The sequence below is a fragment of the [Clostridium] aerotolerans DSM 5434 genome (genome assembly GCF_000687555.1).
GTDB lineage: Bacteria > Bacillota > Clostridia > Lachnospirales > Lachnospiraceae > Lacrimispora > Lacrimispora aerotolerans.
Map to the genome: position 1 here is coordinate 397,082 of NZ_JHWJ01000001.1, position 15,462 is coordinate 412,543.

The following is a 15,462-nucleotide window of genomic DNA, read 5'->3' on the forward strand; positions in this document are numbered from 1 at the left end:
GAATGACAAATTATGGTATACTGGTGAAATTAAAAGTGTTTGCAGAGAAAGGGGTAGTTAGATGGGTTTGCCTACATTTAAGGGCGGCATTCATCCTTATGAAGGAAAAGAATTGTCTGAAGATAAACCGGTAGTCTTGCTTCAACCAAAGGAAGCGTTGGTATTTCCTTTGTCCCAGCATATCGGTGCTCCCGCAAAACCTCTGGTAGAAGCAGGGGATAAAGTTTTAATGGGTCAGAAGATTGGTGAAATGGATGGCGCTATTTCAGCCTGTATCATTAGTTCTGTATCAGGAACTGTAAAAGGCATTGAACCAAGAAAAACAGCAGGTGGCTCCATGGTTCCGTCCATCATTATTGAAAATGATGGTGAGGACAAGACTGTGGAATCTTTCGGCATAAAAAGGGATCCTGAAGCCTTATCAAAGGAAGAGATCCGGAATATTATAAAAGAATCTGGTATTGTAGGCCTTGGAGGGGCAGGATTTCCTACCTATGTAAAACTGACACCAAGAGACGATGCCAAAATTGATACAGTCATTGTAAATGGAGCAGAATGTGAGCCATACCTCACCTCGGATTACCGTATGCTCATGGAAGAACCGGAGAAACTTATAAAAGGACTTCGTATCATTCTTCGTTTGTTTGAACACGCAAAGGGCGTCATCGCCATTGAAAATAATAAGCCGGAAGCAATCAAAAGACTGGAAGAGCTGGTTAAGGACGAGCCTGGAATCACCGTATGTCCGTTGTCGACCAAGTATCCCCAGGGCTGGGAGCGAACTCTCATCCAGAGTGTGACCGGAAGAAAAGTAAGCGCTGATATGCTTCCTGCAGAGGTTGGCTGTATTGTTGACAATGTTGACACCGTAATTTCCATTTACTATGCGGTGGCAGAAAGCACGCCTCTGATTCGGAGAATCATAACTGTTACTGGAGACGCGATTGAAAATCCACAAAACTATAATGTAAGAATCGGAACCAGCTATGAACAGATGGTGGAGGCTTCAGGAGGATTTAAAGCAGAAGTTAAAAAACTGATTTCCGGCGGTCCCATGATGGGAAGAGCTTTGGATGGCATAGATATCCCCGTTACAAAGGTAACTTCAGCACTTCTTTGTATGTCAGATGACGAGGGGACAAACGATCCTACGACGTCTTGTATCCGCTGTGCCAGATGTGTGAGAGTATGCCCAGGCCGTATCGTTCCTCAGCAAATGGTAATCGCTGCGGTTCATTCTGATGCGGAGCGATATTTAAAATTAAAAGGAACGGATTGCTGCGAATGCGGAAGCTGCTCTTATATCTGTCCGGCCAGAATCCCTCTTACTGAGACCTTCATTGGCATGAACCGAAGGATATCTGAGGCAGAAGCGGCAGTCAGGAGGAAGAAAAATGACTAATTCATTAAGCATTTCATCGTCACCTCATATCAGAAATCAGGTAACGACACCAAACATTATGTTTGATGTGGCAATTGCCATGATTCCTGCGTCTGCATACGGCGTTTACCAGTTTGGTATAAAAGCAGCACTTGTACTGTTTATCAGCGTGATTTCCTGTGTACTCAGTGAGTATGTCTATCAATCCCTTATGGGCAGGCCAGTTACGGTAAGTGATGGAAGTGCTCTGGTCACCGGCATGATACTTGGACTTAATATGCCTCCTGCCATATCCTTATGGATTCCATTTTTAGGCGGAGTTTTTGCGATTATTGTTGTTAAGCAGCTGTTTGGCGGCATCGGTCAGAACTTCATGAATCCCGCCCTGGCAGCAAGATGTTTTCTGTTAATTTCTTTTGCAGGTGAGATGACGACGTTTACATACCATGACGCGGTTGTAAGCCCAACTCCACTTGCTGCTTTAAAAGGGGGACAATCCGTTGATTTAACGGCCATGTTCATTGGTAAGATTCCTGGATCCATGGGAGAAGTGTCGGTGATTGCCCTGTTAATTGGTGCGGCTTATATGTTGATCCGGAAAGTGATCTCCATAAGAATACCGGCAGCTTATCTCATTACCTTTGCTCTGTTCGTGTTTATTTTTGGACGGCAGGATTTAAGCTATGTTCTTGCTCACTTATGTGGCGGCGGCGTCATCTTCGGTGCATTCTTTATGGCAACGGATTATTCCTCCAGCCCTATCACTAGTAAGGGACAGATTATCTTTGGAATTATTCTTGGTATATTGACTGGATTGTTCCGATTGTTTGGTGGGTCTGCTGAAGGAGTTTCTTATGCCATTATCATTAGTAACCTTCTGGTGCCGTTAATTGAGGAAATTTCTTTTCCGATTCCATTAGGAAGGGAGAGACGATAAGATGAAACAGGGACGAATTTTAAAAGATGCTTTGATTCTTTTTACCATTACTGTAATATCCGGTCTGATTCTTGGCGGTGTCCATGAATTGACCAAGGATACGATTAATAATTCTTCGATTTCAGCTCATTTAGAAGCCTATAAAACAGTGTTTCCTGATGCTGTTGATTTTAAAGCAGATGATAAACTGACAGATGCCTTAAAAAAGAGCAATGAAGAGCTGCCATCACAGAATTATGGTAATGTGGGCTTAGATCAGGCATTGCAGGCTGTTGATAAAAGCGGGACTGTTCTTGGGTATGTCATTACCTCACATTCCAATGACAGCTATGATGGACTGGTACAGATCCTGGTTGGAATTAATGCTGATAAGACTATGAAAGGAATTGAAATCCTGGAATTAAATGATACTCCTGGTCTTGGCCAGAGAGCGGAGGAACCGGAGTTCAAGGGACAGTTCGCAGGCAAGTCGGGAGAAAGCCTGACCGTTACAAAGTCAGGAAGTGCAGGGGCTGAGGAGATTAATGCCATCAGTGGAGCGACCATCACCTCCCGTGCTGTTACCAATGCAGTCAATGCTGCACTATACCTTATGTATCATAACGCTTTACAATAGGAGGTGAAAAGATGAAAAATCAGAATATGGAACGTATATGGAACGGTATCTGGAAGGAGAATCCTACCTTTGTGATGATGCTTGGAATGTGTCCTACCCTGGCCGTTACGACTTCTCTGATCAACGGCTTTGCAATGGGGATTTCCACAGCACTGGTATTGATCTTTTCCAATATCTTAATTTCCCTTCTTCGTAAGGTCATTTCAGACAATATCCGGATTCCGGCTTATATCGTAATCGTTGCGACTCTTGTGTCAACGGTTCAGATGCTGTTACAGGCATATATCCCTTCTCTTTATACAGCCCTGGGAATCTATATTCCCCTTATTGTGGTGAATTGCATCATTTTAGGGAGAGCGGAATCCTTTGCTTCTAAAAATGGCATCATAGTTTCCGCCTTTGACGGACTTGGAATGGGAATCGGTTTTACCATAGCCCTCACCTTAATCGGTCTTGTCCGTGAAATACTTGGGGCTGGCTCTGTTCTCGGCACGGTGGTGATACCAAAAGAGTATCATATCACAGCTTTTGTACTGGCCCCTGGTGCGTTCTTTGCTCTTGCCGTACTGACCGCCTTACAGAATAAATTCAAAGCCCCTTCAGCAACCAATGGTGATACTAATTCCTGCGGCGCTGGCTGTGGCTCTTGTGGAGAAAAAATAGGAGGTTAAAAGGATGAAAGAACTGTTGTTAATTGCCGTGGGCGCTGCTCTGGTAAATAACGTAGTACTCAGCCAGTTTCTAGGCTTATGTCCCTTTCTTGGGGTCTCAAAGAATGTAAAAACGGCTGCTGGAATGGGAGGCGCGGTGGTTTTTGTTATCACCATATCTTCTTTGGTCACCAGCATCATTTATAATGGAATTTTGGTAAGTCTTCATCTGGAGTATCTCCAGACCATGGTATTTATTCTGGTGATTGCGGCTCTGGTTCAATTTGTTGAGCTGTTCATGAAAAAAAGCATGCCGCCTCTTCATAAAACCATGGGAATCTACCTGCCTTTAATCACCACCAATTGTGCGGTGCTTGGAGCTGCTCTTACCAATGTTTCTAAAAACTATGGTATCTTACAGAGTGTTGTTAATGGAGTCGGTATATCCGTTGGATTTACCATTGCAATTGTTATGCTGGCCGGAATCCGTGAGAGAATTAAATACAATGATATCCCTGATTCCTTTAAGGGGTCTCCAATCATCTTAGTTACGGCAGGACTTATGGCAATTGCATTTTTCGGGTTTGCGGGTCTGATATAAAGAGGGAGAAGAGTACACATGATAACTGGAATGCTGAGTGCGGCGGCTGTTTTAGGAGGAACGGGCCTTTTCGTTGGTTTGTTCCTGGGCATTGCCAGCGAAAAGTTAAAAATAGAAACCGACCATAAAGAAGGTCTGGTAAGAAAGGCTCTGCCGGGAATTAATTGCGGCCGATGCGGCTATGCAGGCTGCGATGCGCTGGCAAAGGCCATTGCAGAAGGCAGTGCTCCTGTTACAGGATGTCCGGTAGGAAGAGATAAGACAGCGGAGAAAATCCGTGAGATTATGAATCAGAATTAAAGGTAAAACCCCCTGAAGCGGCTGACCGCATACCAGGGGGTTTTTACTATTAGAAATTAAAGTATTTGATTGCGTTGTTATAAGAAATTCCTTCGATGATTTCCTTTAATGCCTTCTGGTCATCTGGATATTCTCCGTTATCTACCCAGCCGCCGATTAATTCGCAAAGGATTCTGCGGAAGTATTCGTGTCTTGTGTAAGATAAGAAGCTTCTGGAGTCAGTAAGCATACCAATGAAATTGCCAAGGCAGCCGAGGTTTGCAAGAGAGGTCATCTGCTCGGTCATTCCTACCTTGTGATCGTTAAACCACCAGGCAGAACCCTGCTGGATCTTTCCAGGATACTCGCTCTGGAAGCAGCCAAGAATGGTTCCAATGGAAGCATTGTCATTAGGGTTTAAGGAATAAAGAATGGTTTTAGGAATCTCGTTGGTAGCACTTAATGCATTTAAAAAGTCAGCCATCTGAGCAGATGGAGCATAGTTGTTGATGCAGTCAAAGCCAGTATCAGCACCAAGTTTTTCAAACATCATAGCGTTATTATCGCGTTTACAGCCATAATGAAGCTGCATCACCCAACCCATACGATGGTATTCTTTTGCTGCGAATAACATAAATGCAGTCTTAAATTTCAGTTCTTCTTCTTTGGAAACGGCTTTTCCAGCAAGTCCTTTTGCAAAGATTGCTTCCAGCTCAGCGTCGTCTGCCGGAACGTACATCACATATTCAAGAGCGTGGTCAGATACAGAACAGCCCTGGTTCTTAAAGAATTCCATACGGTTTTTAAGAGCAGTCTTTAAGGAAGCGAAATCCTTAATCTCTATTCCGCTGACCTCTGATAATTTTCCGATGTAGGAAGCGAAATCCGGCTTTTCAACGTTCATAGCCTTGTCCGGTCTCCAGGCAGGAAGAACCTTTACGTCAAAAGAAGTATCAGCTGCGATCTTCTGATGCCATTCCAAGGAATCAGCTGGATCGTCGGTGGTGCAGATCAGAGTTACGTTTGACTGCTTGATGATATTACGTGCGCTCATGGAAGCTTCATGAAGCTTTTCATTGCAGAGATTCCATACTTCTTCAGCGGTATCGCCATTTAAATAGCCGGTATAGCCAAAGTATCTCTGAAGCTCTAAGTGGCTCCAGTGATAGAGCGGGTTACCAATGAGCTTTGAAAGTGTCTCAGCCCATTTCTGGAATTTCTCACGATCGGAAGCATCACCGGTTATATATTTTTCATCCACACCGTTAGAGCGCATCTGACGCCACTTATAATGGTCGCCGCCTAACCAGACCTGAGTGATATTGTCGAACTTGCGGTCTTCAAAAATCTCCTGAGGATTGATATGGCAATGGTAGTCTACGATGGGCATATTCTTTGCATAGGTGTGGTAAAGTGATTTTGCGGAATCGGTAGACAGTAAGAAATCCTGGTCCATAAATTGTTTCATTTTAGTGAGTCCTCCTTGTATATATGATTAAAAATTAGTAGTACCTCGTTTGATTAACTCCGAAGTTATGGTTGTCTTTGCCGGTACGTTTCCATTGTTCAACACCTTCATCAGGGTATGGACAGTGGTGGTACAGATGGCCTCCACTTTATTGTCCACAGAGGTAATCTCAGGATTCGTACATCTTGAAAGAATGGAGTTATTATAACCAATAATATTAATATCCTCTGGAATTTTAAGTCCGACCTGTTCTCCATATTTGACAGCACCCACGGCCAGAATGTCTTCGGCTGCAAAGACAGCGTCAAAATGGATTCCTTTTAAAGAGAGGAGCTTAAGATGCTCCATGGCGGAATCAATATCCTTTGGAGAAATAACCAGAAGTTCATCACGAATGGGCAGACCAGAATCAGTCAATGCCTTACGGTAACCGGAGAGCTTTAATAAATTGCTGTAAGAGTTTCCGGAATAAAGATAAAGTATGGAGGAACGTCCTGCTTTAATCAGTTTTGAGACAGCATCGTATACAGCAGCCTGGTCGTCACAGACAGTGCTGTAGATCTGTTCCCCGTCAAGATGGCCGTTGACCAGCATGATCGGAATGTCTTTGGCAGCCTCTAAAAGATAGGCATTGTCCTTTGCTTTTGCTTCTATATAATGGGAACCAGTGAGTATAATGGCATCCACCCGCTTGGAACATAGGAGTTCTAAGTATTTCTTCTTTGTTTCAGGCAGATAGCCGCTGCAGCAGAGAATGGAATCGTATCCGTTCTTTCTAAGCTCCTTTTCTAAGTAGGAGATGGCCTCTGCAAGCCATGGGTCGGAAGAGTCGGAACACATGATTCCAATGGTCTTCATGGTATTAAGTCCCAGGCTTCTGGCGAATACATTAGGGGTATATCCCAGCTCGTCCATGACAGCAAGTACCCGCTTTCTGGTCTTTTCACTGACATTGGGATTTCCGTTGATAACTCGGGAAACGGTGGCGATGGAAACGTGGGCATGTTTGGAAACATCATAGATATTCAAAAGCAGCACCTCCGTAATTGTAAGTATTTACATACCTCACTTATTATACCTAATTATGATAAATAATACAATCCCTGATTTGTTTTTTTGTAGAAATATCCCAATAAAAGTGTACTATAATGTAAATGCTTTCAAAATCTTCGTATATGCGAAAATTGACTTGCATTTTTTTGTTTTTCAGGAGTATACTAAGACGTAGAAACGGAGGCAAGCCATGAAACTCAATCGAACCACTCAAAGAACAGTGGATATTTTAAAACTTATTTCCCGGTCACCGGAAGGTGCCACATTAGATGATCTCTGCGAAAAGCTGAATCTGCCGAAAACAAGCGCCTATGATATTGTTACTACCCTGGCAGAGATGGGGATGGTAAATGTAACGCGGGGGCAGAAGCAGAATTATACCATAGGCTTAATGTCCTACCGGATTGGAGTCAATTATACGAATAATCTTAATTTTATAGGCACCATTGAACCGATTCTTAAAGCATTTGCAAAAGAAGTGGGGAAAACAGTCTTTTTTGGAGTACCTTCGGACCATCATGTCGTGTACATATGTAAATTTGAGCCGGAAAACCCGATTATCACCACAGCAACTGTGGGATCAAAGAATCCTATGTACTGTACCTCTCTTGGAAAAGTCATTCTTGCATACAGCGAGGAAGAAAAAAGGGAACAGATGATCAGCCGGATTAAATTCGCCCAATTTACTGAGCGCACCATAAAGGACAGAGACCAGCTCCTTTTAGAACTTGAAGAAGTGAGGGAGAGGGGATATGCCTTTGACGCAAGAGAGATGGAAGAGCATATGCAGTGCGTTGGCGCTCCGATTTTTGACCGGGATGGCAATGTGCTGGGAGCTATTAGTATGTCCACCCTTTATAAGCCTGTGGAGGATTATGAAGCACTTGGAAAACTGATTTCCCAAAAGGCAATGGAGGTTTCCAGGTTATTAGGATATCTTGGAAAAATATGAGGAATACCTGTTGACAAAATCAGTAGAAACGATTAATATTCAAGTATAAGAATCGTAAATATGAAGTTAATTCGTATATACGAATTAAGAGAAGGAGAGAGCAAGAATCATGAAAAAAGAACAGGTTTTATCTAAGATGAAAAAATACTGCCTCGTAGCTGTTGTTCGTGCTAAGAACTTAGAGCAGGGTGAAAAAGTAGTTGACGCAATCATCGCAGGCGGTATTAACTTTATTGAGATCACTATGACTATGGATGAAGGAAATCCAATCGAATTCATCGCAAAAATGTCTGAAAAATATAAGAGTAATGAGGACGTTGTCATCGGCGCAGGTACTGTACTTGATCCTGAGACAGCAAGAGCAGCAATCCTTGCAGGTGCAAACTACGTAGTAAGCCCTGGCTTAAACGTAGATACAATCAAACTTTGCAACCGTTACAGAGTACCAATGCTTCCAGGCGTTATGACACCAACCGAAGCAATCACAGCTTTAGAAGCTGGCTGTGACATCATCAAGATCTTCCCAGGCAATATCATGGGACCATCTGCGATCAGCTCCTTCAAAGGACCTCTTCCACAGGGCGATTTCATGCCATCCGGTGGTGTTGATGTTGATAACGTTGACAAATGGATCAAAGCTGGCGCATATGCAGTTGGTACAGGAAGCAGCTTGACAAAGGGTGCTAATACTGGCGATTTTGCAGCAGTTACCGCTAAGGCTAAAGAATTTGTTGAAGCAGTAGCAGCAGCACGCAAATAATTAAAATCAACTTAAGAATTAAGGAGAGTACAAAATGGCAAAGATCGTAACCATGGGCGAGATCATGTTAAGATTATCTACCCCGAACAATGAAAAATTTATTCAGGCAGATGAGTTTGATGTAAACTACGGCGGCGGAGAAGCTAACGTAGCAGTTTCTTTAGCAAATTACGGACATGAAGCTGAGTTTGTATCTGCTGTACCGAAGAATCCAATCGGTGAGTGTGCAGTTGCAGCACTTAGAAAATATAATGTAGGAACAAAGCACATCGCAAGAGGCGGAGAAAGACTTGGTATCTATTTCTTAGAGACAGGTTCTGCTATGAGAGCTTCTACTGTTGTTTATGATAGAGCACATTCCTCAATTTCCACAGCAAAAGCTTCTGATTTCAATTTTGATGAGATCTTTGAAGGCGCTGACTGGTTCCACTTTACCGGAATTACACCAGCAGTAAGTGACGGCGCAGCAGAGCTTACTGAGGCAGCCTTAAAGGCAGCTAAGGCTCACGGCGTAACTGTTTCTGTTGACTTAAACTTCCGTAAGAAATTATGGTCTTCTGAAAAAGCTCAGAAGGTTATGACGAACTTAATGCAGTACGTTGATGTTTGTATCGGTAATGAAGAGGATGCTGAAAAGGTTCTTGGATTTAAGCCAGGTAACACCGATGTAACCAGCGGAGAGCTTGAATTACAGGGCTATGTAGATATCTTCAATCAGATGATCGACAAGTTCGGTTTTAAGTATGTAGTAAGCTCTTTACGTGAGAGCCGTTCTGCATCTGACAATGGCTGGTCAGCTTGTATCATGGATGGTGCAACTCGTGAGTTCTATCACTCCAGAAAATATCATGTAACACCAATCGTAGACCGTGTAGGCGGCGGAGATTCCTTCGCAGCAGGCGTGATCTGCGGAATGGTAGATAAAAAAGACTTTAAGGGTGCTCTTGAGTATGCAGTAGCAGCTTCTGCATTAAAGCACACAATTCCTGGAGACTTTAACCTGGTTACAAGAGAAGATGTTGAGACTCTGGCAGGCGGAGACGGATCAGGACGCGTTCAGAGATAATGAACGGAACGGATTCCTGCCATTAAAAAAGGGATAAAAGACATCGGGGGTCATGTAGAATGACCCCCTTTTTTAAAACTTATGGAGGAAATATCAGTATGAGCGACAGACCATTTGATTTATTAACCCTTGGTGAATTGCTTTTGCGTCTGTCTCCGGCAGGCGTGGAGAGGCTTGTCAGAGGCGATTCCTTTCAGAAACAGGTTGGGGGAGCGGAGTTAAACGTTGCAGTAGGTGCTGCTCTTTTAGGACTTCATACCGGATTGGTTACCCAGCTTCCAGCTCATGATATGGGAAAGTTTGCAAAGAATAAAGTCCGTTCCTATGGAATCAGTGATGATTATTTTGTATATGATCAGAGTTCCAACGCAAGGCTGGGGCTTTATTATTATGAGTATGGGGCTTATCCAAGAAAACCAAAGGTTGTTTATGACAGAAAAAACAGTTCCTTTGTCTATATTAACGAGGATTCATTTCCTGATGAGATGTATAAGGCAACTACCTGCTTTCATACCACGGGCATTACCCTTGCCCTTTGTGAAAACACCAGGAAGACTGCCATTGATATGATCCGTAAATTTAAGGAATCAGGAACAATCATTTCCTTTGATGTGAATTTCCGTGGAAATTTATGGACCGGTGAAGAGGCGAAAGCCTGCATAGAGGAGATTCTCCCTTATGTGGATATATTCTTCTGCTCGGAAGATACGGCCAGACTGACCTTTAAAAAAGAGGGAACGGTCAAAGAGATGATGAAGAGCTTTACAAAGGATTATCCTATTTCAATTGTGGCTTCCACTCAAAGAATCGTACATAGTCCTAAGAGCCATACCTTTGGGTCTGTTATATACGATGCTTCCAGAGATGAATATTATGAAGAAGAGCCATACCATAACATTGATGTAGTTGACCGGATTGGCAGTGGGGATGCCTATATTGCAGGGGCTCTGTATGGCCTTTTAAGCAGCGGTGGAGACTGTATGAAGGCGGTTCAGTATGGCAATGCCACAGCAGCCTTAAAGAATACCATTCCAGGAGATCTTCCTACTTCTGATCTGAGTGAAGTAGATACTGTAATCCGGGAACATAATGATAAAGGGCCTCAGAGTGAAATGAGTCGATAATATAGTAATACCATAAAGCAGGCGGAGAAGAGTTTTTAAACCTTTCACGCCTGTTTTGTTTATCCTAAAAATGCTCCATGAAAGGCATTGTTTCATAGCAGCAGGTGTAAGGAATGATCTAAGCGAAAAAGTAAAATTTCGGTTTTGTATTGATATTATGATTGTCTATTTAAACCTTTAAATTAAAATGACTTGATTGGAAAGAATGATGATGAAATAATAATACATAATTGACAAAATATGGATAATATAATATAGTGACATTAGATAATATGTTCAACAAATATCATATAAACATTAATTTAAACGTTTAAACTACAAGAAGCCGCTGAAAGAGTCGGTATTCTCTTTCGGCGATTTTAAAATCTGCCAGTTTAAACGATTAAATAAAAAATAATTTTTGGAGGACAGATGAATGAGAAGGAAGAAATTATGGGGACGTATTTTTCTGACAGCGGCGATCGTGGGGGTATTGGCCGGATGCAGCTCAAAAGGAGGGGAAACGACTGGGTCATCAGCAGAAAAAACGAAAAAAGAGGAAGGACAGAAGGTAACCATAGCAGTATGGAATGAACCCAACAAGGATGAGGCACTGAATATGTATGCCCAGGCGGAAAAAGCAACTGGAATTAAGGTGGAAGTAACGGTGATTCCGGAAAGTGATTATTCTTCTAAGTTAAATCAGATGGTTTCCACAGGCGATGATTCCGCTGATATCTATGTAATATGGGAGAATGATATTGCCAATTTTGCCAAAGCAGGAGGCATCATTCCCATGGATGATTACTTAAAAAACTCCTCGATTCAGACCGGAGATTTTATTGATGCAGTATCTTCCTTGTCTTCGGGGCTTGGGGGAACCTATGGTCTGCCATGGTGCGCGGCAACAGAGCTTCTTTTCTATAATAAGGATATGTTTGATTCAGCCGGGATTCCATATCCCGGTAATGACTGGTCCTATGAAGATTATAAGTCCGCAGCAGAAAAACTGACGAAAAAGAAGGCTGACGGCACGACAGAACAGTATGGCTCTGCACTTCCCAATACCCAGACCTGGTGGGCCGGAATCGGAGGGGCAGGAGATAAGGTATACGATCCTTCTAAGGGAGAGATGGTAATTGGGGATGGAGCAGTCTCTTTTGTTTCAGATGTGGCAACAATGGCAAAGAACGGGATCATGCCAGAACCTTCCTCTGATACAGCAGATATATTCGCCTCTGGGAAAGCCGCTATGAGCTGGCAGGGTAGCTGGAATATAGGAACCTATGGAAGCAGTCTTCCCTTCCAGTGGGATATAGCAACCATACCAACGGATAAAGTAAAATACAATACTCTGCATACCGGCTTTTACAGCATTAATGCAAAGAGCAAGAACCAGGATGCAGCATTCCGGGTCATTGAATATCTTATGGGGGAAGAAGGGCAGAACATTAACTCAAAGGCCAGCGGCAATCCTTCTGCTATTAAGTCCATTGCAGAAAAGGGGGCCTGGAAGGTGGAGAGTGCTTCTTCTGTGAAAAACTGGGAAGCCATGACCGATTCCTTAAAGGCCGGAGTATTTGGATATACCTGTCTTCCATCGGGAGTTACGAACAATGCGGTCAGTGAGTTTAACGCAGCAGTTCTGGGACAGAAGACCCCTGAAGAGGCGGTGAAAAAAGCCGATGCTTATGCACGGGAAACCATTGGTTACTAGTCTGGAAGGAAAGTGAAAGAAAATGTATAAAGTAAGCAGTAAGGCGGCAAAGAAAAGGCTTACCAATCATTTGACCGCTTATGCCTTTTGCGCTCCATGGATGATAGGATTTGTATGTTTTACCCTGTTTCCAACTATATTTTTATTCGCAGTCAGCCTGACCAACCGAAAACTGAATGGTATTTCAAAATACATAGGTCTGGCGAATTATATCAATATGTTTCAGAGCAGTACCTTCTGGAACTCCCTTTGGGTTACGCTTTTTTTTACAATAGTCATGATGATTGTAACTACCATATGGGCAGTGGTCATGGCCCTGCTCCTGAATTACAGGCAAAAGCTCAATGGTTTGTTTCAATTCTGTTATTTTCTACCGTCGGTAATCCCGACGGTAGCACTTGCCTATACGTTTCGCACCATATTTGGAAAAGAGGCGGGACTGCTAAATGGAATCATTTCTGCAATGACAGGTAAGAACGCTATGGTCAATTGGTTGTATGACAGCCGTACGGTCTATGTGGCACTGTTTTTCATCACACTATTTACATATAATACCGGACAGATGATGCTCATATTTCGTTCTGGATTAAACGACGTGCCCAGAGAACTTTATGAGGCATGTAACATTGACGGAGCCAGCCCTTTTCAGAAGTTTTTTAAAATCACCCTGCCCATGATATCGCCGATTGTGCTTTTTAATGCAATCATGGGTTGTATCAGCGCCTTAAATGGCTCCTTTGCGCTTTTATATCCTCTGACCGGAGAAAATGGTGATCCCAATGGGATGTCTCAGGTGCTGAGCCTTTTGATTTACAAGGAAGCCTTCAGCAATATGAAGGTGGGCTATGCATGTGCCATGTCAGTTGTACTGTTCCTGATTGCCTGTTGTTTTGGAATTGGTATATTTGCAATCTCTAAAAAGATTGTATATTATGAGAATTAGGAAGGAGAAAGCATGAAATCAGCAAAAACAAAAAAAAGAGCTGGCCGGATTTTGATTTTTATCTTGAAAATTTTGGTTGGAATTATAATGTTTTCTCCAATTATATGGGTAAGTACCGGTTCCTTTAAAACCTTAACCGAGTTTACCACATCCTCAGATCTCTTACCCCAAAAAGGAACGCTGGAAAATTTTAAATATATTTTCTATCATTCCAATTATTTGCTCTATATAAGAAATACAGTGCTTCTAATGGCGGGAACCACTCTGGGAACGTTATTATCCTCCTCGCTGGTGGCCTATCCCCTTGCGAGAATGGAGTTTCCAGGGAAAAATCTCATATTTTCTCTTATTGTAGGAACTATGATGATTCCTAATATTGCTTTGATTGTTCCTCAGTATATTATGTTTGGTAAAATCGGCTGGTTGGATTCTCTGCTTCCCATGATTGTTCCGGCATTTTTTGCCTATCCATATAACGTATTTTTATTCCGGCAGTTTTTCCGTTCCATTCCAAGGGAATTAGACGAGGCTGCTACTATGGATGGCTGCAGCAGAATCGGGATTTTTTTCCGTATTCTTATCCCTCTGTCCAAATCCACCTTTACCACCATTGGTGTGTTATCCTGTGTATTCTGGTGGAATGAACTGACTCAGCCAGTTTTTTATATAAACAGTGATAAATGGAGGACTCTGACCATTGCACTTATGACTACATTTATGTATACTTCTGGTAATGCGTTTGTAATCAACTGGCCTTCCATTATGGCTGCCTCTACATTAATGATACTGCCTCCTATGCTGCTTTACTTATTTGGGTCCAGATTCTTAGTGGAAGGCATTAAAACGTCAGGTTTGAAGGGATAAACAGGAGAAAAGGAAAGAGAAAGTAGGGAGCCCCATGACATTAAAAGAAATTGCATCCATGGCCGGTGTGTCAGTAGCAACTGTTTCGTATGTACTGAATAATACGGCACAGGTGAGCGATGAGACAAGAAAAAAGGTAGAGAAAATCATTAAAGAAACCGGATACCGTTCCAATATCCTGGCAAAGAGCTTAAGAAGGAATGAATCCTTTTTAGTAGGAGTCATTGTAGAGGATGTAACGGTATGGCACACCGCTTATATTATTGACGGAATCAATGAAATTGCAGAGGCAAGAGGATACAACACTGTACTGAGTAATTTAAGACTGTTAAATAAAATTGAATCTCAATTTGACCACATTTCCATATATCAAAAGGATATTGATAAGGCACTGGATGTCATGGTAGGGTTGCAGGTAGATGGTATTATTTATGTAGGGATGCACGACCGGAAGATCAGCCATATTCTCCGCAATGTTAAAAAGCCGGTGGTCTATTGCTACTGTTATACAGACGGAGAAGGGTCATCGGTTCGCTATAGCAATGAAAAGACCATCTATCAGATGGCGCAGATGCTGATCGATCATGGTCACAGAGCGTTTGGAGTGATTAACGGATTAAAGGAGTCAGAACCAGCTGCACTTAGATATCGTGGGCTTTTAAAAGCTTTGAACGAAGCTGGAATCACCTTGAAGGAGGAGAATATAGCCTGTGGAAACTGGAACTACCGGGAAGGAAAAGAAGCAGCGAAAAAACTCCTTCATAAGGACAATCACCCCACCGCGATCGTAGCCATGAATGATGATATGGCAGTCGGTGTCTGTGATGCGGCAAAAGAGCTGGGGCTTAAGATTCCGGATGATGTTTCTGTTACCGGTTTTGATAATGCAGATATCATTCAATACGTAACGCCGAGAATCACAACGGTGGAAAGACCTTTGCAGGAGATGGGGTACCGCTCCATGGAGCTTTTGCTTGAGAGCATAAGCGGGGCCAGTGTAGGGGAAGTGAGCATAACAATTCCATGTGCTCTGATTGAAGGGGAATCTGTAAAAAAACTGAATTAAGGAAAA

At 42.7% G+C, this 15,462-nt stretch carries 15 protein-coding genes and 1 pseudogene; 14 read left to right on the plus strand and 2 right to left on the minus strand.

Annotated features, from left to right (window positions below; translation table 11 throughout):
- The first annotated feature begins 61 nt into the window (after nucleotides 1–61).
- The 6 genes and pseudogenes from rsxC to T546_RS0101950 all read left to right on the plus strand — a co-directional run.
- Nucleotides 62–1,402 carry an electron transport complex subunit RsxC gene (gene rsxC, locus T546_RS0101925; RefSeq protein WP_026890167.1) on the plus strand — a complete coding sequence of 447 codons (1,341 nt, stop codon included), beginning with the start codon at nucleotides 62–64 and terminating at the stop codon, nucleotides 1,400–1,402.
- On the plus strand, nucleotides 1,395–2,318 hold the full coding sequence (locus tag T546_RS0101930) for an RnfABCDGE type electron transport complex subunit D (RefSeq protein WP_026890168.1): 924 nt from the start codon (nucleotides 1,395–1,397) through the stop codon (nucleotides 2,316–2,318). Before rsxC ends, T546_RS0101930 begins: the two co-directional genes overlap by 8 nt.
- A 1-nt stretch (nucleotide 2,319) precedes the next feature.
- The gene (locus T546_RS0101935) at nucleotides 2,320–2,934 is read left to right on the plus strand and encodes an RnfABCDGE type electron transport complex subunit G (protein ID WP_026890169.1); all 615 of its coding nucleotides are present in this window, start codon (nucleotides 2,320–2,322) and stop codon (nucleotides 2,932–2,934) included.
- Nucleotides 2,935–2,945: 11 nt separating this feature from the next.
- Complete coding sequence (gene rsxE / locus T546_RS22610; RefSeq protein ID WP_051629530.1) at nucleotides 2,946–3,605, plus strand: electron transport complex subunit RsxE; 660 nt, start codon at nucleotides 2,946–2,948, stop codon at nucleotides 3,603–3,605.
- Between the two features lie 4 nt (nucleotides 3,606–3,609).
- Nucleotides 3,610–4,185 carry an electron transport complex protein RnfA gene (locus tag T546_RS0101945; protein ID WP_026890170.1) on the plus strand — a complete coding sequence of 192 codons (576 nt, stop codon included), beginning with the start codon at nucleotides 3,610–3,612 and terminating at the stop codon, nucleotides 4,183–4,185.
- Between the two features lie 18 nt (nucleotides 4,186–4,203).
- Nucleotides 4,204–4,473, plus strand: a pseudogene (locus tag T546_RS0101950) ((Fe-S)-binding protein); the annotation flags it as partial.
- 61 nt (nucleotides 4,474–4,534) lie between these two features.
- On the opposite strand, the gene uxaC reads toward T546_RS0101950, so the two are convergent.
- On the minus strand, nucleotides 4,535–5,932 hold the full coding sequence (gene uxaC / locus T546_RS0101955; protein ID WP_026890172.1) for a glucuronate isomerase: 1,398 nt from the start codon (nucleotides 5,930–5,932) through the stop codon (nucleotides 4,535–4,537).
- 27 nt (nucleotides 5,933–5,959) lie between these two features.
- Nucleotides 5,960–6,961, minus strand: a complete 1,002-nt coding sequence (locus tag T546_RS0101960; RefSeq protein ID WP_026890173.1) for a LacI family DNA-binding transcriptional regulator — start codon at nucleotides 6,959–6,961, stop codon at nucleotides 5,960–5,962.
- Between the two features lie 214 nt (nucleotides 6,962–7,175).
- Between T546_RS0101960 and T546_RS0101965 the strand changes: the two genes are divergently transcribed.
- The 8 genes from T546_RS0101965 (at nucleotide 7,176) to T546_RS0102000 (ending at nucleotide 15,456) form a co-directional block, all read left to right on the plus strand.
- Nucleotides 7,176–7,937 (plus strand): IclR family transcriptional regulator, encoded by a 762-nt coding sequence (locus T546_RS0101965; protein WP_026890174.1) that lies wholly within the window; start codon nucleotides 7,176–7,178, stop codon nucleotides 7,935–7,937.
- Between the two features lie 109 nt (nucleotides 7,938–8,046).
- Nucleotides 8,047–8,697, plus strand: coding sequence for a bifunctional 2-keto-4-hydroxyglutarate aldolase/2-keto-3-deoxy-6-phosphogluconate aldolase (locus T546_RS0101970; protein WP_026890175.1), 651 nt, complete (start codon nucleotides 8,047–8,049; stop codon nucleotides 8,695–8,697).
- A gap of 34 nt (nucleotides 8,698–8,731) precedes the next feature.
- On the plus strand, nucleotides 8,732–9,763 hold the full coding sequence (locus T546_RS0101975; protein ID WP_024835597.1) for a sugar kinase: 1,032 nt from the start codon (nucleotides 8,732–8,734) through the stop codon (nucleotides 9,761–9,763).
- A gap of 98 nt (nucleotides 9,764–9,861) precedes the next feature.
- On the plus strand, nucleotides 9,862–10,887 hold the full coding sequence (locus tag T546_RS0101980) for a sugar kinase (RefSeq protein WP_026890176.1): 1,026 nt from the start codon (nucleotides 9,862–9,864) through the stop codon (nucleotides 10,885–10,887).
- Nucleotides 10,888–11,302: 415 nt separating this feature from the next.
- A complete protein-coding gene (locus T546_RS22615) occupies nucleotides 11,303–12,583 on the plus strand; it encodes an ABC transporter substrate-binding protein (protein ID WP_051629532.1) in 1,281 nt (426 codons plus the stop codon).
- Nucleotides 12,584–12,605: 22 nt separating this feature from the next.
- Entirely contained in the window at nucleotides 12,606–13,526 is a 921-nt protein-coding gene (locus T546_RS0101990; RefSeq protein WP_034597451.1) for a carbohydrate ABC transporter permease, read from the plus strand.
- Nucleotides 13,527–13,538: 12 nt separating this feature from the next.
- Nucleotides 13,539–14,390, plus strand: coding sequence for a carbohydrate ABC transporter permease (locus T546_RS0101995; RefSeq protein ID WP_051629534.1), 852 nt, complete (start codon nucleotides 13,539–13,541; stop codon nucleotides 14,388–14,390).
- A gap of 34 nt (nucleotides 14,391–14,424) precedes the next feature.
- Nucleotides 14,425–15,456, plus strand: a complete 1,032-nt coding sequence (locus tag T546_RS0102000; protein ID WP_026890179.1) for a LacI family DNA-binding transcriptional regulator — start codon at nucleotides 14,425–14,427, stop codon at nucleotides 15,454–15,456.
- Nucleotides 15,457–15,462: the final 6 nt, after the last annotated feature.

Coding starts and splice junctions, on each gene's coding strand:
- rsxC (WP_026890167.1), top strand. CDS start 62: ATGGGTTTGCCTACATTTAAGGGCGGCATTCATCCTTATGAAGGAAAA.
- T546_RS22615 (WP_051629532.1), top strand. CDS start 11,303: ATGAGAAGGAAGAAATTATGGGGACGTATTTTTCTGACAGCGGCGATC.
- T546_RS0101975 (WP_024835597.1), top strand. CDS start 8,732: ATGGCAAAGATCGTAACCATGGGCGAGATCATGTTAAGATTATCTACC.
- rsxE (WP_051629530.1), top strand. CDS start 2,946: ATGAAAAATCAGAATATGGAACGTATATGGAACGGTATCTGGAAGGAG.
- T546_RS0101965 (WP_026890174.1), top strand. CDS start 7,176: ATGAAACTCAATCGAACCACTCAAAGAACAGTGGATATTTTAAAACTT.
- T546_RS0101990 (WP_034597451.1), top strand. CDS start 12,606: ATGTATAAAGTAAGCAGTAAGGCGGCAAAGAAAAGGCTTACCAATCAT.
- T546_RS0101995 (WP_051629534.1), top strand. CDS start 13,539: ATGAAATCAGCAAAAACAAAAAAAAGAGCTGGCCGGATTTTGATTTTT.
- uxaC (WP_026890172.1), bottom strand. CDS start 5,932: ATGAAACAATTTATGGACCAGGATTTCTTACTGTCTACCGATTCCGCA.
- T546_RS0102000 (WP_026890179.1), top strand. CDS start 14,425: ATGACATTAAAAGAAATTGCATCCATGGCCGGTGTGTCAGTAGCAACT.
- T546_RS0101980 (WP_026890176.1), top strand. CDS start 9,862: ATGAGCGACAGACCATTTGATTTATTAACCCTTGGTGAATTGCTTTTG.
- T546_RS0101970 (WP_026890175.1), top strand. CDS start 8,047: ATGAAAAAAGAACAGGTTTTATCTAAGATGAAAAAATACTGCCTCGTA.
- T546_RS0101945 (WP_026890170.1), top strand. CDS start 3,610: ATGAAAGAACTGTTGTTAATTGCCGTGGGCGCTGCTCTGGTAAATAAC.
- T546_RS0101930 (WP_026890168.1), top strand. CDS start 1,395: ATGACTAATTCATTAAGCATTTCATCGTCACCTCATATCAGAAATCAG.
- T546_RS0101935 (WP_026890169.1), top strand. CDS start 2,320: ATGAAACAGGGACGAATTTTAAAAGATGCTTTGATTCTTTTTACCATT.